Source organism: Streptomyces sp. NPDC005141 (assembly GCF_053599975.1).
Genome location: NZ_JBSFYW010000008.1, coordinates 39,052 through 59,742, shown reverse-complemented (window position 1 = coordinate 59,742; position 20,691 = coordinate 39,052). Strand labels below are relative to the sequence as shown.

Sequence of the window (20,691 nt, the reverse complement as noted above, 5' to 3'; positions counted from 1 at the left end):
ATGGAAGCATTCACCACGCACACCGGCCGGGCCGTCCCGCTGCGCCGCGGCAACGTCGACACCGACCAGATCATCCCCGCCCACTGGCTCAAGAAGGTGACCAGGGACGGCTTCGAGGACGGTCTCTTCGAGGCCTGGCGCAAGGATGCGTCCTTCATCCTCAACCAGCCCGAGCGCAAGGGCGCCACGGTTCTGGTGGCGGGCCCCGACTTCGGTACGGGCTCCTCCCGCGAGCACGCCGTCTGGGCGCTCCAGAACTACGGCTTCAAGGCCGTCATCTCGTCGCGGTTCGCTGACATCTTCCGCGGCAACTCGCTCAAGAACGGCCTGCTCACGGTGGTTCTGGAGCAGAAGATCGTGGACGCGCTCCAGGAGCTGTCGGAGAAGGACCCGCAGGCCGAGATCACGGTCGACCTCGAGGCCCGTGAGGTGCGCGCCGAGGGCATCACCGCCCCCTTCGAGCTCGACGAGAACGCCCGCTGGCGGCTGCTGAACGGGCTGGACGACATCTCCATCACCCTCCAGAACGAGGGCGACATCGCGACGTACGAGAGCAAGCGGCCGTCGCACAAGCCGAAGACGCTGCCGGTCTGACGCACGGGCCGCATCGCGGCCGTGGCAAGACTGATTTCAGCCACCGCAACACCCCTCTGTACCCCCAATCGTGGACGGTTGGGGGTACAGCTGTGTCTGCCCCCGGAAGGCTCCCGGGTACCCCCGAGATGACTGTCAACTCCCCTAGTTACAAGGGATGTTGCCTGGGTACACGCATGTGGACGCGGCCTCCGGCCGGGGTGCTCAGCAGGCCTTCGGAGGACGGCAGTTACCCCCTGCGCAGGCGACAACTCGCCCCAGATGGCACAATCTGTGCATGGAACGCGACGGCCAACTCGAGCTCTACGTGGCAGTCGCGGCCCAACTCAAGGAAGCGCACACAAGAGTGCGCGCACTGCAAGTCCCGGAGGGCGTACGGATGGCGCTGACCCGGAAGCTGCTGGTCATTACGGCCGCGGCCAAGCACGATCTCGCCGATGCGACAAGGCGGCTGGAGCGGTTCACCACCGACCTCGACGAGGGTCGATTCCTCGAAGGGGAACGCTGAGGAACTCCGCTGCGGCCCGAGTTCGTTGCGGCACAAGGGTGATTAGCCCGTTTCGTGTTTGATTTGCGGTATATATCTGCCTAACGTGCGAAAAAGCTTGAACGCATTCGTTCGGGCAATGTCTCCGAAGGGGAAGACGTGAACAAGGCGCAGCTCGTAGAAGCGATTGCCGACAAGGTCGGCGGGCGTCAGCAGGCCGCCGACGCTGTCGACGCGGTACTGGACGCCATCGTCCGTGCGGTTGTCGGCGGAGACCGGGTCTCGGTCACCGGCTTCGGTTCCTTCGAGAAGGTTGACCGTCCGGCTCGTTACGCCCGCAACCCGCAGACGGGTGAGCGTGTCCGGGTCAAGAAGACCTCGGTGCCCCGCTTCCGCGCGGGCCAGGGTTTCAAGGACCTGGTGAGCGGCTCGAAGAAGCTCCCGAAGAACGATGTCGCGGTCAAGAAGGCCCCGAAGGGCAGCCTCTCCGGCGGAGCTTCGGCGACGGTGAAGAAGGCCGCCGCCAAGAAGGCCACCACCGCCAAGAAGGCGACGACCAGGAAGACCGCGGCGGCGAAGAAGACGGTCGCGAAGAAGACCACCGCCGCCGCGAAGAAGACCACGGCGAAGAAGACGACCGCGAAGAAGACCACCGCGGCCGCCAAGAAGACCGCGGCGAAGACGACCGCGGCCAAGAAGACGACGGCCAAGAAGGCCCCGGCGAAGAAGGCCACCGCCAAGAAGGCCCCCGCCAAGAAGTCGACGGCTCGCAAGATCACCGCCAAGAAGACCACCGCCCGCTAGAAGCCGGGCGCAGGGGTACCTCACGCGCCGGGCCGGGCTCCCACCGGGAGCCCGGCCCGCGGCGTGTTCAGAACGTCTGCAGGGTGATCAGGGTGATCCGGCGCCCCTCACCCTCCCCTGCGGTCTCGATCCGCACGCGCTGCCCGGGCCGCAGCAGCCGCAGCCCGCCGGCTTCGAACGCCGCCCCGTCGAAGGGCACCGGGGTGCCGTCGTCGAGCAGCACCTGTCCGCTGCGGGTCTCGGGGTCGTACGTGTACGAGGTCGCCTGCATGGGGGCAGCCTACTGACCTCGCCGCGCCGGGCACCGGGGGAGGGACGCGGGTGACCCCCGGCCCCTCCGGACGCGTCGGGCGGTGCCGGGAAGCTCCGGGAAGTCCCGGCCCGCCATGGACGGCCCAACGGCGGGACACCGGCCCAACGGCGGGACACCGGTCCAACGGCGGGACACCGGTCCAACGGCGGGACACCGGCCCAACGGCGGGACACCGGCCCACGGTCAGGCCACCGGCCCACGGCCAGGGAAGGTGAACCGGTGCCCTGCCCGGGAAGCTACTGCCCGGGAATCAGCAGCCGCGCCGCCGCCGCGGCCGTGCGCGGCCCCACGCCGAGTGTCAGGGCCGCGCGCAGATCGTCCCGGGTGTCCACGTCCTGGCGTACCGAATCCACCGCGTCGAGACGGAGTTCCGCGGCTCCCGACGCGCGATGGCGGGCCCGGGAATCGCCGCCGAAAGCGGGCAGCAATTCCAGGCCCGGGGAAGCGGCCAGGAGAGTGGTGCCGATTGCAGCCGCATCGGCCAGAAAAGCGCGCGGGAATTCGGCGGCGGCGGCCAGCACCCGGGCCAATTCCAAGGGCCGCAGAGCGGGCAGATCGGCGTTCAGGGCCGCAACGGCACTTTCGGGATCCCGGGACCGTACGACCTCCGCTCCGTGCGCCAGCGCCGCGTTGAGGCCGCCTCCCGGTTCGTCCCCGACGATGCGCGCGCCCAGCGCGGACAGCTCCCGTCCGGCCAGGGCGTCACCCGTGACGACCGCCACATCCCGGACCGCGGCGCAGGCCAGGGCCGCTGCCACGGTGTCCTGCGCGAACGCGAGGGCGAGGCCGGGGCGCAGGACGTCGGAGGCCGTGTCCGCCAACCTGCTCTTGGCCCGGGCCAAGGGTTTGAGGGGTACGACCACAGTCCACCGCACGAGCGCTCCGCCCTCTCCAGTCACGCCTTATTGTGACCCGGTCGCCCTGGCGGTCCGGACGCCGGGGCGTACGGTGTTCTCGACAGACAGGCGGCCTCGGGCGACACTTGTGCGGCCCCCCAGGCTCTAGAGGAAGGTGTCCGCGTGCCCCGCCGCAGAATCGGCTTCTGGTACCGCTTCGCAGCGGTTCTCTGCAAACCGCCGCTGGTGCTTCTGATCAAGCGGGACTGGCGCGGAATGGAGAACATTCCGGCCGAGGGCGGATTTATCACCGCGGTGAACCACAATTCCCACGTGGACCCGTTCGCGTATGCGCACTACCAGTACAACAGCGGACGTGTTCCGCGCTTCCTGGCGAAGGCCGGTCTTTTCAAGAAGGGATTCGTCGGCGCCGCGATGCGCGGCACCGGACAGATTCCCGTCTACCGCGAGAGCACCGACGCGCTGAGCGCCTTCCGGGCCGCGATCGACGCCGTGGAACGCGGTGAGTGCGTCGCGTTCTACCCCGAGGGCACGCTCACCCGAGACCCCGACGGCTGGCCGATGACCGGCAAGACCGGTGCGGCGAGGGTCGCCCTGCAGACCAAGTGCCCGGTGATTCCGGTCGCCCAGTGGGGCGCCAACGAACTGCTGCCCCCGTACTCCAAGAAGCCCGACATCCTCCCGCGCAAGACCCACCGCGTGCTCGCGGGCCCGCCGGTGGACCTCTCGCGCTTCTACGACCGGGAGATGAGCCCGGACCTCCTGAAGGAGGCCACCGAGGCCATCATGGCCGCCGTCACCGCGCAGCTGGAGCTGATCCGCGGCGAGAAGGCGCCCGAGCACGTGTACGACCCGCGCGAGGTACGCATCGCGCAGCGCCGCAAGGCCGCGGCCAAGCCAAAGGCACAGCAGGAAGAAGGGCAGGGCACGTGAGCAAGCCGGTCAGGGCGGCCGTCTTCGGAACCGGATCGTGGGGTACGGCCTTCGGCATGGTGCTCGCCGACGCGGGGTGCGACGTCACCCTGTGGGCACGCCGCCCCGAACTCGCCGACGCGGTCAACTCCACGCGGATGAACCCGGACTACCTCCCGGGCATCGAACTGCCCGAGAACCTTCGGGCCACCGCCGACCCGGCCGAGGCCGCGCGCGGCGCCGACTTCACCGTGCTCGCCGTGCCCTCCCAGACCCTGCGCGGGAACCTCGCGGAGTGGGTGCCGCTGCTCGCCCCGGACACCGTGCTCGTCTCGCTCATGAAGGGCGTCGAACTCGGCACCGTGAAGCGGATGAGCGAGGTCATCGAGGAGGTCGCCAAGGTCTCCGCGGACCGCGTCGCCGTCGTCACCGGGCCCAACCTCGCCAAGGAGATCGCGCAGCGGATGCCCGCCGCCGCGGTCGTCGCCTGCCGGGACGAGGCCGTGGGCCGGCGCATCCAGGCCGCCTGCCACACGCCGTACTTCCGCCCGTACACGAACACCGACGTGGTGGGCTGCGAACTCGGCGGCGCCGTCAAGAACGTGATCGGTCTCGCCGTCGGTATCGCCGACGGCATGGGCCTGGGCGACAACGCCAAGGGCTCGCTCATCACCCGCGGCCTCGCCGAGACCACCCGGCTCGGACTGGTCATGGGCGCGGACCCGATGACGTTCTCCGGCCTCGCGGGCCTCGGCGACCTCGCCGCGACCTGCTCCTCGCCGCTCTCGCGCAACCACACGTTCGGCATCAACCTCGGCAGGGGCATGACCCTCCAGGAGACCATCGCGGTCACCCGGCAGACCGCCGAGGGCGTCAAGTCCTGCGAGTCCGTACTGGATCTGGCCCGCAGGCACGGCGTCGACATGCCGATCACGGAGACGGTCGTCAGCATCGTCCACGAGGGCAAGCCCCCGGTGGTCGCCCTCAAGGAGCTGATGTCGCGCAGCGCGAAGCCCGAACGACGCTGATCCGGCCCGGCCGGAGGGCCGGTTGGGCGACGCTCCGCAACGGTGCGTACGACGCTGAGCAACGGCCGCCGTGGGGCGCTGACTCGCCGCCGTACCACCGGGTACTCTCAACGCGATATGAGCACCGAGAACCTCCCCCAGAGCCCTGAGCAGCCGCCTCGCAAGCCGCGCGTGGCCGTCGTCTTCGGCGGCCGCAGCTCCGAACACGGGATCTCCGTGGTCACGGCCGGCGCCGTCCTCAGCGCGATCGACCGTACGAAGTACGACGTACTGCCGATCGGCATCACCCAGGACGGCCGTTGGGCGCTCACCGCGGACGAGCCGGAACGCATGGCGATCATCGACCGCAAGCAGCCCAGCGTCGACCAGCTCGCCGAGTCCAGCGAGGGCGGCGTGGTGCTTCCCGTCGACCCCGCCAACCGCGAAGTCGTCTACAGCGAACCCGGTTCGGTTCCCAAGGCGCTCGGCGAGGTCGACGTCGTCTTCCCGATGCTGCACGGCCCGTACGGCGAGGACGGCACCCTCCAGGGCCTGCTGGAACTGTCCGGAGTGCCCTACGTCGGCTCGGGCGTGCTCGCCTCGGCCGTCGGCCAGGACAAGGACTACATGAAGCGGGTGTTCACCTCGTTCGGCCTGAAGGTGGGCCCGTACGTGGTGATCCGGCCGCGTGAGTGGCAGCAGGACGAGTCCGCCGCCCGCAAGAAGATCGTCGACTTCGCGGGCGAGCACGGCTGGCCGCTGTTCGTGAAGCCCGCGCGCGCGGGCTCCTCCTTCGGCATCACCAAGGTCGACGACCTCTCGGGTCTCGACGAGGCGATCGCGGAGGCCCAGCGGCACGACCCGAAGATCATCGTGGAGGCGCTGCTGCGCGGCCGCGAGATCGAGTGCGGGGTCCTGGAGTTCGAGGACGGTCCGCGCGCCTCGGTGCCCGCGGAGATCCCGCCCGTGCAGTCGCACGCCTTCTACGACTTCGAGGCCAAGTACATCGACTCGGCCGACGGGATCGTGCCCGCGCCGCTCACCGAGGAGCAGACCGCCGAGGTCCGCCGCCTTGCCGTCGAGGCCTTCGAGGCCGCGTCCTGCGAGGGTCTGGTCCGCGCGGACTTCTTCCTCACCGAGGACGGCGAGTTCGTGATCAACGAGATCAACACGATGCCGGGCTTCACGCCGATCTCCATGTACCCGCGGATGTGGCAGGAGACGGGCGTCGGCTACTCGGAGCTCGTCGACCGCCTGGTGCAGGCGGCCCTGCGACGCTCCACGGGGCTGCGCTGAGCATCCCGCGGGACCCTGTTGTCAGTCGGCGATCCCCTTGGGGATCGCCTTCTTGACGGATGCGGCCAGATCGACGAGCACCCCGGAGACATCGGCGCTCCGGGGCACCGTGATCTGGACGTACGCCAGACGCGACGCGGTGGTGAGGCGGGTCGTTCCGTCGTCCTGCTTCTCCATCAGCCAGTCGACGCCGTTCACACCGCCGCCGACCGCCTTCGGGTCGTCGCCGTTCGCCACCTTCGGGTCGACCATCTTCGGGGGCCGCTCGACACCGCAGCGCAGTATGATCGCCGGGCTTCCCCAGCCCGCGGTCAGCGCGGACCGGGGCTCCGGGTCCTCGCGGCCATGGCCGTCCAACGTCCGCGGCAGCGCCTTGTCCAGGTTCTGACACAGCTCGGTGACCTTCGTGTCCGGACTCGGAACCGCGACGGACGCGCTGTCGTCTGCTGAGGAGCAGCCCGCGATCGCGATCAGCGTCGCGAGAGCGGGCAGCCCGAGGAGAGCGGTGTGCCGGTGACGGAAGAAGTTCACCGGCCAAGGGTAGACGGGGGCTACAGGTGCACGACCGGGCAGGTCAGGGTGCGGGTGATCCCGTCCACTTGCTGGACTTTGGCGACCACCATGCGACCGAGATCGTCGACTGTGTCGGCCTGGGCGCGCACGATGACGTCGTACGGTCCTGTCACGTCCTCGGCCTGGATCACCCCCGGGATCTTGCTGATCGTCTCGGCGACGGTCGACGCTTTGCCGACCTCCGTCTGGATCAGGATGTACGCCTGTACCACGGAACCTCCAGGGCGGCCACGAGGATCATGTGGGGAAAAGGAACGCCACGGTATCGCGTTGCCGCTCGCCGCGGGGAGACCCGCGGTGACTGGGGCTTGCGCGCCGGGGTGCACGGACTGCACAAGTTGACGGTCAACTCGACCGTACCGACTACGGAGACGGCTCGCGACCGGGCACGAGCAGCGACAGAGGGAGCACGACGATCATGAAGGGCACCGTGGGCGAGTTGGGGGAGTTCGGGCTCATCCGAGAGCTCACCTCACGTCTCACCACCACCCCGGCGGTCCGGGTCGGTCCCGGCGACGACGCCGCGGTGGTGGCCGCGCCGGACCGCAGGGTCGTGGCGAGCACCGACATCCTCCTCGAGGGACGGCACTTCCGCCGCGACTGGTCCACCGCGTACGACGTCGGACGCAAGGCGGCCGCGCAGAACCTCGCGGACATCGCCGCGATGGGCGCCGTGCCGACCGCGCTGCTGCTCGGCCTCGTCGTGCCCGCCGAGCTCCCGGCCACCTGGCCCTCCGAGCTCATGGACGGGCTGCGCGACGAGTGCCAGGTCGCGGGCGCGGCCGTGGTCGGCGGGGACGTCGTACGGGGCGAGACGATCACCGTCGCGATCACCGCGCTCGGCGATCTGCGCAACCACGAGCCGGTCACCCGGGGCGGAGCGCAGCCCGGTGACGTCGTCGCCGTGACCGGCTGGCTGGGCTGGTCCGCGGCCGGCTTCGCGGTGCTCTCCCGGGGCTTCCGCTCGCCGCGCGCCTTCGTGGAGGCCCACCGCCGCCCCGAACCCCCGTACCACGCGGGTCCGGCCGCCGCCGGCCTCGGCGCGACCTCGATGACGGACGTCAGCGACGGACTGATCGCCGATCTCGGTCACATCGCCGAGGCGAGCAAGGTGCGCATCGACGTGCGCTCCGGGGACATCGACATCCCCTCCCAGATGAACGACATCGGCCAGGCCGTCGGCGTCGACCCCATCCAGTGGGTCCTCACCGGCGGCGAGGACCACGCGATCGTCGCGACGTTCCCGCCGGACGTGAAGCTCCCCGCGCGCTGGAAGGTGATCGGCGAGGTCCTCAACCCGTCGGCGCTGCCCCAGGTCACCGTGGACGGCGCCCCCTGGACGAGCAAGGGCGGCTGGGACCATTTCGGGGACATCGAGTCCTGAGGCCGACGCGCCCGGTGGGACGCCGGGGCCAACGTGCCGTCCGGCACACGGACTTCGGGGTCCGGAGGGCGAAAGGACGGCGCCGGTGGGCCCGGTGGACCGTTCGCTGCGGAACTCCACCGGAAGGTGGCCGAGTTGTCGGCGTCCGCCGGGCCCGCACGGGTGGGGTCCGGCCGCGAAGGACCCGCGCCCGCGCCGGTGGCTCACGGGCGGGGATAGTCCCGCAGCTCGATGCCGGTCGCGGCCTTCTCCGTGAGCTTCTTGAAGAAGCCCGCGAGCAGCCGTGAGCTCAGCAGCCGGTACATGAGGTCGCGGCCGCGGATCCTGCGCTCGGTCGCCGGTGCGAAGAAGGGGCCCGCGTTCCCGGAGATCTTCTGGCAGCCCCTGGCGAAGTCCCGGATCCGTGTCTCGTACTCGGTGAACGCGGTGCGGTGGTCGCCGTCCGCCAGCGCCAGTTCACCGGCCAGGACGTACGCCGCCACGATCGCGACGCCGGTCCCCATGCCGCCCATGGTGGCGCCGTACCCGGCGTCCCCGAGCAGCGCCACCCGCCCCCGGGTGAGCCGGTCGACATGGATCTGGGCGATGGCGTCGAAGTACAGGTCGTCGGCGTCTTCCAGGGCCTTGAGGACACGCGGGGTCTCCCAGCCCATCCCGGCGAACCGCTCGGCCAGGATCCGCTTCTGCGCGGCCACGTCGCGCCGGCCGAACTCCAGCTTCTCGGACCGGAAGACGAGCAGCGCGCCCGCCCGGTCCGGATCGCCGTCGTAGTTGCCGATGGCGACCGCCCGGCCCGGCTCGCTGTACAGCCGGCCGGCACGGTCCAGGCCCAGGTCGTTCGGGACGCCGAACCCCGCCACGTAGTGGTCCAGGAAGCGCAGGTACCGGGACTCGTCGCCGAACACCAGACGGCGGGTGAGGGAGTGCAGTCCGTCGGCGCCCACGACCAGGTCGAAGCGGCGGGGCGCGCCACGCTCGAAGGTCACGTCCACGCCCTCGGGGGACTCGTCGAGCGCGGCGATCGAGTCGCCGAAGACGTACTCGACACGGTCCGCGGTGCGCTCGTACATGATCCGGGCCAGATCGCCGCGGAGGATCTCCACGTCACCGCTCATCATCTCGGCCGGCAGTGCGACCCGCGGGGTGCCGTCCGAGTCGACGACGGTCTGCCCGCCCATGCGGGTCTGCCGGGCGTGGATCTCGTCCCAGATGCCCATCCAGGTCAGCACGGTCCGGTGCACATGGCCCCGGAAGTCGACCGCGAACCCGCCCTCACGCAGATCGGGCGCCTTCTCGACGACGGTGACACGGGCGCCGTACCGCGCGAGATCGAGGGCGAGGGCGGGTCCGGCGACGCTGGCGCCGGAGATCAGGACGTGAAGGTGGGCGAGCCCGCCGGTGCGGGTGTCCTTCGGGTTCTTCGTCATGGCCAGGACCTTCGCCGAAGGTGCTGACCGTGCCCCTACCGTTCGCTGACCGCCGCCGCCCCGAGCCTCCGTCCCTCCCGGAAGGCCCTCTCGTACGCCTCCCTGGCGAGCTGCCTTCGTACACGCTCCCTCGTACGGACGATCTCGGGGTCGCCGTCGGCCGCGCAGCCCCGCAGGGCGACGGCCGCGCCGAGCAGCACGGCCGCCCGCTTCGGAGACCCGGCGACGGCGGCCGACGCCTCGGCGACGTCGGCGAGTTCGAGCCCTCCGTGCACCTCGCGGGCGAGGGTGCCGGCCTGGGCGAACCAGTCGCGCGCCTCGCCCGCGCGCCCCTCCGCGAGGGCGGTGCGGCCCAGCCCGATGAGGATCCGCACGGACTCGCCGACGCTGAACCAGTTCCCCGCGCACGCCTCCAGGGCGTTTTCGTAGTGCCCGCGCGCGCGGGCCGTCTCCCCGCGGAGCCTGGCGGTGTCGCCGAGGCCGCGGTGGGCGGCCGCGGCCTTGTCCGGCGCGCCTGCCGCACGGGCCAGGGAGGCGGCGCGCGTGTAGTGCGCTGCCGCCCCTTCGAGGTCCCCCAGATGCAGCAGGACGGTGGCCCGGCGCTGCAGCAGGTCACCGGTCTCCTCCGACGCCGCCAGCGCCCGTACGTAGGTCAGGGCCTCGTCGATCAGTTCCAGGGCGCGCCGGTGGTCGCCGCGCACATCGGCCAGCAGAGCCAGGCAGTCGAGGCAGTTGGCCAGGCCCCAGCGGCATCCGGTGGCCCGGAATCCGGTCAGCCCCCGGGCGAACGCCGCCTCGGCCGCCACGGGCCGCCCGGCGAACATCTGCTGGAAGCCGTCGCCGAGCTCCAGCAGAGCCAGCCCCCAGGAGGCGTCGCCGACCTGGCGGCGCACCTGGTCGTCGGTGACGCGGTGCGGCCCGTCCGCGACCGACCACATCACGAGGGCGAAGGGCAGTCGCAGAGGTCCGGCCAGGGTGCCGAACAGGACGGCGGCGCGATCCAGGCGCTCCTGCGCGCCGGGATCGTCCCCGTCTCCGGCGACCGTGTTGATCAGGCACAGGACGTACTCCTCCGCCAGTCCCCGCGGAGGTGTGTCGCCGAGGGCCGCCAGCAGTTCGCGGGCGAGCGGCACCCGCTCGCCGTGCAGCCCGCGCAGACGCCAGAACCAGGACAGGGCGGCCATGAGGAGCAGCGCCTGCCGCGGGTCGGTGCGGACGAGGTGGCGCAGGGCCGCGTCCAGGTTTCCGAGCTCCGCGCTCAGCCGGGCCAGCCAGGGGAGCTGTCCACCGCCCCGCAGACGCGGTTCCGCCTCTTCGGCCAGACCGAGGAAGTACCCGGCGTGCGCGTCCCGCAGCCGGTCCTGCTCCCCGGCCCCGGCCAGGTGCCCGGCGGCGAACGCGCGGATGGTCTCCAGCATCCGGTAGCGCCCGTCGACGGCCTCCAGCAGCGACTTCTCGACCAAGGAGGCCAGCAGGTCCTCGGGATACGGCACGGCGCACACGGCCTCCACCGCCGTGAGGGTGGCGCCCCCCGAGAACACCGTCAGCCGCCGGGCCAGCTGTCTTTCCTCGTCGTCCAGCAGGTCCCAGCTCCACTCCACGACCGCCCGCAGTGTGCGATGCCGGGGCGCCTTGGTGCGGTCGCCGCGGGAGAGCACGCGGAAGCGGTCGCCGAGACGGTCGGCGAGCTCGTCGGGGGTGAGGGTGCGCAGCCGGGCCGCGGCCAGTTCGACGGCCAGCGGCAGCCCGTCGAGCGCGGCACAGATGCCGGCGACGCGCGCGTGCCCCGCGAAACCCGGCCGCACGGCCGCCGCCCGGTCGAGGAACAGCCGCTCCGCGGCCTCCGGCGGCAGCGGTGGCACCGGGCACAGCACCTCTCCCGTGATCCCCAGCGACTCCCGGCTGGTCGCGAGGATCCGCACACCGGGGCACGCGCCGAGCAGCAGCGCGGCCACCCGGGCCACCTCCTCGACCAGGTGCTCGCAGTTGTCCAGCACCAGCAGCAGCTCACGGTCCTCCAGCGCCGCTAGGAGCCGCAGCGTGGTGTCGCTCGCCGGCGTACGGAATCCCTCGCGGACGCCGAGTGCGGTGAGGACGGCGTACGGGATCCGGGAGCCGTCGGTGAGGTCGGTCAGCTCCACGACACAGACGTCCGCGTATGTGCCGGTGCTCGCCGCCTCGATCGCAAGGCGGGTCTTTCCGGCTCCGCCCGGCCCGGTGAGCGTCACCAGGCGGGCCTCCGCGAGAACAGTCCGGACCCGCCGGAGTTCCGCGTCGCGGCCGATGAACCGGGTCAGCTGGGCCGGAGCGCGCCGCCGAGCGGGCTCCGCGCCCTGGAGCAGCTCCCGGTGGAGTGCGGACAATTCGGGCGAAGGGTCGGCCCCGAGCTCGTCGGCGAGAGCGCGCCGGGCCTCCTCGTACACCGCCAGGGCCTCGGCGGGCCGCCCGCCGGCGTGCAGGGCCCGCATCAGCTGCCCGTAGAGCCGCTCGCTCAGGGGATGTGACGTGATCAGCTCGCGCAGTTCGGGTACGAGCTCCGGGCCGCCGCCGAGTGCGAGATCGGCGTCGGCGCGGTCCAGGAAGGCGGTGAGCCGCAGTTCGTCGAGCCGGGCGACCTGGGCGTGCGCGTCGGGGAGGTCGGCGAGGGCGGGGCCCCGCCACAGGGCGAGCGCTTCCCGGAGCAGGTCCGCCGCGCCCACGTGATCGCCGGCCGTGAGGGCGGTGCGCCCTTCGCGGACCAGGCGCTCGAAGAGATGGGCGTCCACGGAGTCGGGGGAGACGTCGATGCGGTAGCCGGTCGGGGTGGCCTCGATCACCGGAGGGGTGCCGAGCCGTCTGCGCAGCCGGGAGATCTGGGACTGGAGGGCGTTGGCGGCTCCGGCCGGCGGCTCGGCGCCGTACAGGCCGTCGGTCAGGCGCTCCGTGGAGACCGTCCGCCCCGCGTGGAGGAGAAGCAGGGTGAGCAGGGCGCGGGGCCGCGGCCCGCCGGGGTCCAGCGGGCCGCCGTCCTCGGCACGGATGTCGAGGGGGCCCAGAATGCCGAAGCGCATTGGGCAGATTCTGGCAGCCGGTGGAACGCCGCTGCCAGAGGGAGGGCTGCGCAGAGCTGGGCAGGGTTGCCCAGGGCGCCACGTGCAGCCGGGTGCGGGCAGCAAAAAACCCGCCCACCGTGAGGTGGACGGGTTCATTGCAAACGAACCAGCAGTGGCCGCGCGCTAGCGGTTGTCAGCGCGTGACCTTGCCGGCCTTGATGCACGAGGTGCAAGCGTTCACGCGCTTCGGCGTCCCGCCCACCACGGTACGGACGCGCTGGATGTTGGGGTTCCAGCGACGCGGTGTACGGCGGTGCGAGTGCGAGATGTTGTTGCCGAAGCCCGGCCCCTTGCCGCAGACGTCGCAGTTGGCAGCCACGGGTCACTCCAAAGACTTCAGATGCACTTACGGTTGATCCCGGCATGCCGAGAATCAAGATCTAGGATCTGAGTGGCGGTGCCAGGGGGATGGCCCGATCGGATCGGGCAACTGGAGCAGCATACAACGACTGCGTCCGGAGAACGAAACTACCATGACCGGCCGGGCTCTCGCTCCGCCCTCCTCAGGGCCCCCTACCGGCAGTAACCCTTTCTGGGTCTACGCTGCGTCCCACGTCCAGCAGCTCAAGGAGGCGCAGGTGCCGCAGGTGCCGCAGACATTCGATGCTCTCGCGGTGCGCACCTGGTGCGGGCTCGCGCTGGAGGCCCTGGGCCGCGCGCGCGAGGAGATCGACGCGATCAATGTCTATCCGGTCGCCGACGGGGACACCGGGACGAATCTGTATCTGACGGTGGAGTCCGCGGCGGCCGCGGTCGAGGCGGTGTTCGCGGGGTACGAGGCGGTGGGCCGGGACGGGGCGTCCGTGACGGCGGCCGGACGGCCCTCTCTCGCCGATGCCGCGCGGGCGATGGCGCACGGAGCGCTGATCGGGGCCCGGGGCAACTCCGGAACCATCCTCGCGCAGCTGCTGCGCGGCATGGCACAGGTGCTCGCCGCCGACAGCGAGAGCGCTGACACCGACGGCGGGGGCATGCGCCTCGCCCTGCGGAACGCCGCCGATTCCGCGCGCAAGGCCGTCGCGCACCCCGTCGAGGGCACGGTCCTCACCGTCGCCTCGGCCGCCGCCGACGCGGCTCACGGTGCCCGGGGGGACTGCGGCACGGTCGCGCGCGCGGCCTACGAGGGAGCGTGCGAGGCGCTCACCGCGACCACCGGACAGCTCGCCGTCCTGGAGCGCGCCGGTGTGGTCGACGCGGGCGGGCGGGGACTGGTGGCGGTGCTCGCGGCGCTGGTGGAGACGTTCACGGGGGAGGCACCGAGGACCCTCGTGGGGTCAGCAGGCTTCCACGACCGCGGGCAGGAGACCGTTCCCCGGGGCTCGGGAGCGGGAGCGGCCGGCACGGAGGGCGCCCCTGGGGCCGGAACCGGAGGCGTCGACATCCGGGACGCTCGTCCCGGAGCCACCGTGGTGGCAACAGGTGGGAGTCCCCGTCCGCGCGCGGACGGGGCCGACGAGCGCGATGTGGCGACGGACGACGGGGCGGACGCCTGTGCGGACGGGGCGGCGGAGGACGGCCATCCCGCCTTCGAGGTGATCTACCTCCTGGAGGCCGAGGACGCGGCCGTGGACCGGCTGCGGGAGCGGCTCGACGGACTCGGCGACTCCCTCGTGGTGGTCGGCGGCGACGGACTGTGGAACGTCCATGTGCACGTGGACGACGCGGGCGCCGCCGTGGAGGCCGGGGTCGAGGCGGGACGGCCGCACCGCATCCGGATCACGCACTTCGGGCTCGGTGACGTCCACACCGGAGCCGGGGCCGGGCGCCCGCCCCGGGAGCGGGCGCAGCGCGCTGTCGTGGCCGTCGTACCCGGCGAGGGACTGGCCGGGCTGTACACGGAGGCCGGGGCGACCACCGTGCTGGCGCGGCCGGGGGAGCCGCCCGCCAGCGGGGAGCTCGTGGAGGCCGTACGGCGTGCCCACGCGCGTGAGGTGGTGCTGCTGCCCAACGACGCCGACCTGCGGCACACCGCGGCGGCGGCCGCCGAACAGGCCCGCGCCGAGGGCGTCCGGGTCGCGCTGATCCCGACCCGCTCGGCCGTGCAGGGCATCGCGGCGCTGGCCGTGCACGAGCCGGAGCGCCGCTTCGACGAGGATGTCGTCGCGATGACCTCGGCGGCGGGTGCCACGCGCTATGCCGAGGTCGCCGTCGCCGAGCGGCAGTCCTGGACCATGGCCGGCATCTGCCAGGCCGGGGACGTCCTCGGCCTCATCGACGGGGATGTCGCCGTCATCGGCGCCGACCTCACCACCACGGCCGAGACCGTCCTCGACCGCATGCTCGCCGCCGGCGGCGAGATGGTCACGCTCGTCCTCGGCGACGAGGCCCCCGACACCATCGCCGCGCACCTCGAATCCCGGGTGCGGGAGTCGTACCTGGCGGTGGACACCGTGGTGTACCGGGGCGGGCGGCAGGGCGCGTTGCTGCTGATCGGGGTCGAGTAGCGGCCGCGGGACGCCGCCCGGCGGCCGGTGCCCGGAGCCGGTCAGGTCTCCGGCGCGCTGACCACGACATGCCGAGCGGGCCGATCAGGCGCTCGCGGGAGCCGGGGCCCGGCGGGGGACCTCCTTGGCTCCGACGGTCCGATGAGCGCGTTCGACGGCCTGACCCCAGTAGGTTCCGGCGACCATGAGCGCGGCACCGAGGGCCGTGAGGACCGTGAGGTGCTCGCCGCCCAGGCCGATGCCTACCGCGACGGCCCAGACCGGTTCCGTGCCGAGCAGCAGACTGGCCCGGCTGGCGGAACCGCGCTGCACCGCCCAGGTCTGGGCGAGGAAGGCGAACACGCTGCAGAACAGGGCGAGATAGAGGAGCTGCGCCCAGCCCGCGGCGTCGATACCGGCCGCCGTCGGCAGGGTGCCGGCGAGGGGCACCGCGAACAGCACGGTGCCGACGACCGTCTGCACTGTCGTGACGTGCAGGGGGCGTACGGAGCGACGGGCGGTGAGCCGTCCCACGAGAGCGACGTGGGCCGCGCGGACCAGCGCGGCGGCGAGCATCAGCAGGTCACCGATCCGGGGCGAGTGGAAGCCGCTGCCGGACATCAGGAGTCCGACCGCCAGGAGGCACAGGCCCGTGGCGGCGAAGTAGCGCGGGGGCAGCCCCTTCCCACCGGCCGTGCGGTCCAGCAACGGGGTGAGGACGACGGTGAGGCTGATGATCAGGCCCGCGTTCGCCGCGCTGGTGTGCGCGACACCGTACGTCTCCAGCACCAGGACGGCTGCCTGCGTGACGCCCAGTACCGCCCCCACACCGAGCTCGTCGCGCGTGAAGCGCCGGGTTCGGTGACGGGCGGCGACGAGAGCCAGGCAGGCGACGGCCGAGATGCCGTACCGCGCGAACAGGACGAGCAGGACGGGGAGCGCCGAAGTGGCGGTCTTCGCGGCCAGATAGCTGGAACCCCAGACGGCGGCGACAAGGAGGAGCACTGCGTCAGTGCTGCGGACTCGGGACACGCCCCACACGCTTCCCCACATCGACCGTGAAGCCCACAGCGAAGTTCTTCAACAGCTTTTAAGCATCACTACAATGAGCGGGTGAACGAGCGGCAGCTGCGGATCTTGCGGGAACTCGGTGAGCTGGGAAGTGTCACCGCTGTGGCGGAGGCGCTGCTGATGACCCCCTCGGCGATCTCGCAGCAACTCCGGCTGCTGCAGCGCTCGATCCCTGTCCCGCTCACCGAACGCGACGGACGGCGGCTGGCGCTGACGGACGCCGGGCGGGCGCTGGCCGGGGCGGCGATCGAGGTGGAGACCGCCCTCGCCCGGGCACGGCACACCGTCGACGAGTTCGTCGAGGAGCCGGCCGGAGACGTGTCGGTGGCGGCCTTCCACAGCGCGGCCTCCACGTTCTTCCCGGTCCTGCTGCGCGGCCGGGCCGCAGGGGACCCGCGGCTCCTGCTCGCCGACGAGGACGTCGCGCAGGACCACTTCCCCCGGCTGACACGGGACTACGACCTGGTACTCGCCCATCACCTCGCGCAGGCGCCGCCCTGGCCGCGCACCGTAACCGCCACCACGCTGCTGCGCGAACCGCTCGACGTCGCCATGCCGGCCGACCACCCGCTGGCCCGGCACGAGCGCCTGACCCCGCGTGATGTCGCGGGCCGGCCCTGGATCACCGTGCACGACGGCTTCCCGCTGATGGCCACCATCGACGCCATCGCGACCGCCGCGAACCGGCGGCTCGACATCGTCCACCGCATCAACGAGTTCGCGGTCGTCGCGGAGACGGTCGCCGCGGGAGGCGGGCTCGCCCTGATGCCCCGCTGGACCACGCGTCCGCATCCCGCCCTGGTCCTCAGACCGCTCAGCGGTGTCCACGCCGTACGGCGCATCGACGTGCTCCACCGCCCCGAGCGCGTGGCACGGAAGGCCGTACGGACGGTGCTCGACGAACTGCGCCGCGCGGCCGAGGCGATCCGCGGCGCCGACGAGGATTCCACCACCGGGACCTCCGCCACCGATCCGCCGTGAGACGTGAGACGTGAGACGTGAGACGTGAGACGTGAGACGTGAGACCTGAGGCCTAGACCGAGGCCCGCGACCCAGAAACCGCGAAACCCCGGAACCGCGAAACCCCGGAACCCCGGAACCCCGGAACCCCGGAACCCCTGGGGTGTGGCCGACAGGGGCGGTGACGTGGATTTCGGCGCGGCCGGGATCTTCACCGCCGGTTCGCCGTGAGACCTGGGACCGAGGTCCGCGACCCCGGAACCGTGCGGCCGTGGCCGGCAGGGCGGTGATGTGAATTCGGCGCCGGTGGGATCTCCGCGTCGTGCGGCCTGCTGCCGGGGCGGGGAGACCCCGTGCCCGGCCCTGCACCGCTCAGGCCTTGTCGGCCCTCTCCATGAGCTCCAGCATCCGCTCGGCCTCGGTCCGCCGCGCCTCAGCGGTCTCCCCGTCCAGCCGTGCGCACGCGGCGAGGACCGCGCGTGCGCGCGCCGCCGCGGCCTCGTGCCGTCCCAGGTCGGCCTCCAGCCGGCCGGCCGCCAGCTCGGCACCCGTCCGGGCGTCGAGCAGGGCGTCCCCGAGGGAGTCGAACACGGGGACCGCCCGGGTGACGTGCCCGAGGGCCTCCTCGAACGCCTCCCGCGCGGCGGGCTCCTCCGCGTCGTCCGGCACGGAACGGGCCACCAGATCCCCGAACTGGCGGTGGGTGTGCCCGAGTTCGGCGAAGATACGGCGACGCGCGGCCTCAGCCCCGTCCTCGGCCCCGTCCTCGTCCTCGCGCTCGTGTCCGGGCTCGTCCCTGAGCCCCGGCCCGGCTGCGGCCCCGATCTCGGCCCCGTCCTCGGGTGAGGCGTCCGGTGAGCCCGAGGCGGCCGTCCAGGCCTCCATCGCCGACTCGCACTCCAGGACCGCCGCTCCCATCAGCTCCCGCGCGCCGTCGAGACCCTCGTCCAGCCGGGCCGCGGCCCACGCGCGTGCCCGGAGCGCCCGGACAAGGCCGTGGACGTTGCCCAGCTCGCGCCAGAGGTCGCCCGCACGGGCATACGCCTGGTCCGCCTGGGCGGTCAGCCCGGCGTGCCCGAGGGCCTCGGCCGCGAGGTGCGCCAGCATCGCGTGGTCGCGCTGCTCGGGCCAGTGCCGGGCGATGTCCGCTGCGCGCAGCCAGTGCCCGGCCGCCTCGCGGTGTTCGCCGAGCTCGGTGAGGCAGTCGCCGAGCCACCAGCGCGTCTGCACGATCGCGCCGTCGCCGTGCATCTCGCCGGTCAGATCGGGCAGCGCCGACTCCAGGATCTCGGCGGCCTCCGCCCACCGTCCCTGGCGGAGCAGGAAACCGCCGAGCTGGTGACGGGCCCAGGCCCCGAGCGTGGCGGCCTCACCCGCTTCGTCGGCCCAGTGCGCGGACTCCAGGGCGTGTTCCGAGGCGGGGCCGAACCGTCCGGTGGTGGCGAGGATCTCGGCGAGCCGGAGATGCAGCTGGGCATGGCCGGCCGGCTCCAGGTAGGAACCTCCGTGATCCAGCGCCGCCCGCGCCGACCGCTCCGCCGCCTCCATGTCGCCGAGGTGCATCGCGATCCCGGCGAGCCGGGAGTCGTACTCGACGGCGAACCACGGCAGCCCCGCCGCCACGAACCCCTCGACGGCGCGTGAGAGCAGTTCGGCGGCCCCCTCGGCGTCGTCGGCGCGCGCCGCGAGCTCCCCGAGCATCGCGTGCGCCTCGGCGGCCCGCGAGGCCAGGGCCACGTCGTCCCCGGCATGCGGCTCCGCGAGGGCCAGCAGCTCCCGCGCGGCCTCCTCCGCGGTGACCATGACGTCGCCCTCCGGGCCGGTGGCGGTGTTCGTGCCGGTGTCCCGGAGAGGATCGCTCTCCGCGCCGGCCTCCAGCTCGTCCACCCGGTGCATCAGCGTCCGCGCCCGTCCCACCAGGACGGACGCCGTCTGCGACACCTCCGTCGCGCCCTCCGCGAAGAGGACCAGCACCTGCTCGCGCAGCTCCGCGACGGTGTCCAGGGACTCCGCGGCCCCTCCGGACAGCGCGTGGACGTACGCGGCGCGGGCGCGGGCCGCCAGCGCCTCGCCGGGGTCGCCCGCCTCGGCGTACAGCTCGGCGGCCCGGTGGAACAGGTCGACGCCCTGCGGCCCGCGGCCCATCGCCGCGTGATCGGCGATCTCCGCGCGGTCGCGGACGTCCAGCTCGTGGCCCTCGGAGGCGCGCGAGACCGCCGCCCACGCCTCCACCGCGTCCGGGCTCCGGCGCGCCGAGAGCCGCCGGGCCCCGACGAGCAGCTCGGACAGACCGGGCTCGGCGGCCCCGGCCGCATCGGCGCCCGCGTGCTGCGGGGGCGCGGCGACCGCCGACTGGGCGTGACGCACGGTGCCTTGCGGGCGCGCCGAGCGCACACCGAGGGGCAGCCGCTCGACGAGCGGCGACTGATCCATGCGCGCACGGGCGCGCTCGCTGACGTACGACGTGCCGTTGCGGGCGTCGAAACGCTCGGCCAGCGCGAGCGCCTCCCCGCGCGCGTGCACGGCGAGTTCCCCCGCGGTCCACACGCGCCCGGTTGGCCCGGGAACCGTCTGCCCGCCGAGCCCGAGGGCGGTCAGGCGGTCCATCGCGAGCGCCACGACCGCCATGAAGTCCAGCTTGCTGCGCAGCTCCCCGGAGTCCGTGAAGTAGGCCGGGCGCTCCGCGAGCAGTTCCAGGGCGCGTGCCTCGTTGCCGGTGAGGGCGCAGAACTCCACATGGTCCGCGTACGCGCCCCGCATGCTCTCCATGGCGCGCACCAGTCGGAAACCCCGCAGATGGCGGGCGCGCGCCTCGTCGGCGCGCCCCAGGCGCAGCAGCGGCAGCAGGGAGGACGCGAGGACGGTGTGCGGCTCGTGGGCGCACGTGTACTCACCCTCCAGGACCGGCGCCCACAACTCCAGCGCCTCCGGGTCCGCGCCGCGCACCGCCCGCCACCACCCCTGCCCGTGCAGCTCGCACGCGTGGCAGTCGGCCATGGAGTCGCGGTCCGCGGCCAGCCAGGCGGTGTACGCCCGCTCGGCGCGCTCCACGTCGCCCAGGTGGGCGGCGACGCTGAACTCGGCGCTGCGCACGGCCCGTTCGGAGTGGCCGGCGAGACGGTAGCGGTGCTCCATCTCGCCGAGCCACTTCTCTATGGAGGCGAGCGGAACGTGCGGCTGGTCGAGCATGCCCGCCGACATCCACTTGAAGACCCAGTGCAGGGAGTGGATCTCGAACTCGTCGAAGTCCTCGGGGCGCTCGTCCCACATGCGCAGCAGCCGCGAGAAGGGGACGAACATCTTCCCCTTCTCGGAACTGTAGTTGTAGACCTTCAGCTGGTGTCCGAGCGCCTCGATGACGGCGAGCGGGATGTTCAGCTTCTCGGCCTCCACGAGCAGCTGCTCCGCGCGCGCGTTGCGGCCCGGCCCCTCAGGCTGCTCGTAGTTGTCCGCCATCGCCCGGCGCAGCGTGTCGAAGTCCATGGCCGGGC

General features: G+C 72.4%; 18 protein-coding genes. 9 read left to right on the top strand and 9 right to left on the bottom strand.

Annotated features, from left to right (window positions below; all coding sequences use genetic code 11):
* The 3 genes from leuD to ACWD68_RS08740 all read left to right on the top strand — a co-directional run bounded on the left by leuD (position 1) and on the right by ACWD68_RS08740 (position 1,885).
* Entirely contained in the window at positions 1-594 is a 594-nt protein-coding gene (gene leuD / locus ACWD68_RS08750) for a 3-isopropylmalate dehydratase small subunit (RefSeq protein WP_451805757.1), read from the top strand.
* Positions 595-871: 277 nt separating this feature from the next.
* Positions 872-1,102: an SCO5555 family protein gene (locus ACWD68_RS08745; RefSeq protein ID WP_451805756.1), complete on the top strand. Its 231-nt coding sequence runs from the start codon at positions 872-874 to the stop codon at positions 1,100-1,102.
* Between the two features lie 138 nt (positions 1,103-1,240).
* A complete protein-coding gene (locus ACWD68_RS08740; RefSeq protein ID WP_451805755.1) occupies positions 1,241-1,885 on the top strand; it encodes an HU family DNA-binding protein in 645 nt (214 codons plus the stop codon).
* A gap of 67 nt (positions 1,886-1,952) precedes the next feature.
* Here ACWD68_RS08740 and ACWD68_RS08735 read toward each other — a convergent pair whose 3' ends face one another.
* Positions 1,953-2,156, bottom strand: a complete 204-nt coding sequence (locus ACWD68_RS08735) for a hypothetical protein (protein ID WP_451805754.1) — start codon at positions 2,154-2,156, stop codon at positions 1,953-1,955.
* Between the two features lie 278 nt (positions 2,157-2,434).
* Complete coding sequence (cofC, locus tag ACWD68_RS08730; protein WP_451805753.1) at positions 2,435-3,073, bottom strand: 2-phospho-L-lactate guanylyltransferase; 639 nt, start codon at positions 3,071-3,073, stop codon at positions 2,435-2,437.
* 144 nt (positions 3,074-3,217) lie between these two features.
* Between cofC and ACWD68_RS08725 the strand changes: the two genes are divergently transcribed.
* The 3 genes from ACWD68_RS08725 (at position 3,218) to ACWD68_RS08715 (ending at position 6,270) form a co-directional block, all read left to right on the top strand.
* A complete protein-coding gene (locus ACWD68_RS08725) occupies positions 3,218-3,988 on the top strand; it encodes a lysophospholipid acyltransferase family protein (RefSeq protein WP_451805752.1) in 771 nt (256 codons plus the stop codon).
* The gene (locus ACWD68_RS08720; RefSeq protein WP_385701222.1) at positions 3,985-4,995 is read left to right on the top strand and encodes an NAD(P)H-dependent glycerol-3-phosphate dehydrogenase; all 1,011 of its coding nucleotides are present in this window, start codon (positions 3,985-3,987) and stop codon (positions 4,993-4,995) included. Before ACWD68_RS08725 ends, ACWD68_RS08720 begins: the two co-directional genes overlap by 4 nt.
* Before the next feature lie 117 nt (positions 4,996-5,112).
* Positions 5,113-6,270: a D-alanine--D-alanine ligase family protein gene (locus ACWD68_RS08715; protein WP_451805751.1), complete on the top strand. Its 1,158-nt coding sequence runs from the start codon at positions 5,113-5,115 to the stop codon at positions 6,268-6,270.
* A 21-nt stretch (positions 6,271-6,291) separates the two neighbouring features.
* On the opposite strand, the gene ACWD68_RS08710 is transcribed toward ACWD68_RS08715, so the two are convergent.
* On the bottom strand, positions 6,292-6,801 hold the full coding sequence (locus tag ACWD68_RS08710) for a DUF3515 domain-containing protein (protein ID WP_451805750.1): 510 nt from the start codon (positions 6,799-6,801) through the stop codon (positions 6,292-6,294).
* 20 nt (positions 6,802-6,821) lie between these two features.
* A complete protein-coding gene (locus ACWD68_RS08705) occupies positions 6,822-7,055 on the bottom strand; it encodes an Lrp/AsnC family transcriptional regulator (RefSeq protein ID WP_003997603.1) in 234 nt (77 codons plus the stop codon).
* A gap of 206 nt (positions 7,056-7,261) precedes the next feature.
* Between ACWD68_RS08705 and ACWD68_RS08700 the strand changes: the two genes are divergently transcribed.
* On the top strand, positions 7,262-8,227 hold the full coding sequence (locus tag ACWD68_RS08700) for a thiamine-phosphate kinase (RefSeq protein ID WP_451805749.1): 966 nt from the start codon (positions 7,262-7,264) through the stop codon (positions 8,225-8,227).
* Positions 8,228-8,430: 203 nt separating this feature from the next.
* Here the strand turns inward: ACWD68_RS08700 and ACWD68_RS08695 are convergent, their stop codons facing one another.
* The 3 genes from ACWD68_RS08695 to rpmB form a co-directional block, all read right to left on the bottom strand.
* Positions 8,431-9,654 carry an FAD-dependent monooxygenase gene (locus tag ACWD68_RS08695; RefSeq protein WP_451805748.1) on the bottom strand — a complete coding sequence of 408 codons (1,224 nt, stop codon included), beginning with the start codon at positions 9,652-9,654 and terminating at the stop codon, positions 8,431-8,433.
* 35 nt (positions 9,655-9,689) lie between these two features.
* Positions 9,690-12,704, bottom strand: coding sequence for a BTAD domain-containing putative transcriptional regulator (locus tag ACWD68_RS08690; protein ID WP_451805747.1), 3,015 nt, complete (start codon positions 12,702-12,704; stop codon positions 9,690-9,692).
* Between the two features lie 175 nt (positions 12,705-12,879).
* Positions 12,880-13,065, bottom strand: coding sequence for a 50S ribosomal protein L28 (gene rpmB / locus ACWD68_RS08685; RefSeq protein ID WP_037625034.1), 186 nt, complete (start codon positions 13,063-13,065; stop codon positions 12,880-12,882).
* Between the two features lie 259 nt (positions 13,066-13,324).
* On the opposite strand from rpmB, the gene ACWD68_RS08680 reads away from it, so the two are divergent.
* A complete protein-coding gene (locus tag ACWD68_RS08680; RefSeq protein ID WP_451805746.1) occupies positions 13,325-15,190 on the top strand; it encodes a DAK2 domain-containing protein in 1,866 nt (621 codons plus the stop codon).
* An 84-nt stretch (positions 15,191-15,274) separates the two neighbouring features.
* Here the strand turns inward: ACWD68_RS08680 and ACWD68_RS08675 are convergent, their stop codons facing one another.
* On the bottom strand, positions 15,275-16,201 hold the full coding sequence (locus ACWD68_RS08675) for a DMT family transporter (RefSeq protein WP_451805745.1): 927 nt from the start codon (positions 16,199-16,201) through the stop codon (positions 15,275-15,277).
* An 81-nt stretch (positions 16,202-16,282) separates the two neighbouring features.
* Between ACWD68_RS08675 and ACWD68_RS08670 the strand changes: the two genes are divergently transcribed.
* Entirely contained in the window at positions 16,283-17,221 is a 939-nt protein-coding gene (locus tag ACWD68_RS08670) for a LysR family transcriptional regulator (RefSeq protein WP_451805744.1), read from the top strand.
* 351 nt (positions 17,222-17,572) lie between these two features.
* Here the strand turns inward: ACWD68_RS08670 and ACWD68_RS08665 are convergent, their stop codons facing one another.
* Entirely contained in the window at positions 17,573-20,683 is a 3,111-nt protein-coding gene (locus ACWD68_RS08665) for a tetratricopeptide repeat protein (RefSeq protein WP_451805743.1), read from the bottom strand.
* Positions 20,684-20,691 lie beyond the last annotated feature (8 nt).

What these genes read in the sequence shown, in the direction of transcription:
- leuD (WP_451805757.1), top strand. Translation starts at nt 1, where the DNA reads ATGGAAGCATTCACCACGCACACCGGCCGGGCCGTCCCGCTGCGCCGC.
- ACWD68_RS08745 (WP_451805756.1), top strand. Translation starts at nt 872, where the DNA reads ATGGAACGCGACGGCCAACTCGAGCTCTACGTGGCAGTCGCGGCCCAA.
- ACWD68_RS08735 (WP_451805754.1), bottom strand. Translation starts at nt 2,156, where the DNA reads ATGCAGGCGACCTCGTACACGTACGACCCCGAGACCCGCAGCGGACAG.
- ACWD68_RS08715 (WP_451805751.1), top strand. Translation starts at nt 5,113, where the DNA reads ATGAGCACCGAGAACCTCCCCCAGAGCCCTGAGCAGCCGCCTCGCAAG.
- ACWD68_RS08700 (WP_451805749.1), top strand. Translation starts at nt 7,262, where the DNA reads ATGAAGGGCACCGTGGGCGAGTTGGGGGAGTTCGGGCTCATCCGAGAG.
- ACWD68_RS08695 (WP_451805748.1), bottom strand. Translation starts at nt 9,654, where the DNA reads ATGACGAAGAACCCGAAGGACACCCGCACCGGCGGGCTCGCCCACCTT.
- ACWD68_RS08690 (WP_451805747.1), bottom strand. Translation starts at nt 12,704, where the DNA reads ATGCGCTTCGGCATTCTGGGCCCCCTCGACATCCGTGCCGAGGACGGC.
- ACWD68_RS08665 (WP_451805743.1), bottom strand. Translation starts at nt 20,683, where the DNA reads ATGGACTTCGACACGCTGCGCCGGGCGATGGCGGACAACTACGAGCAG.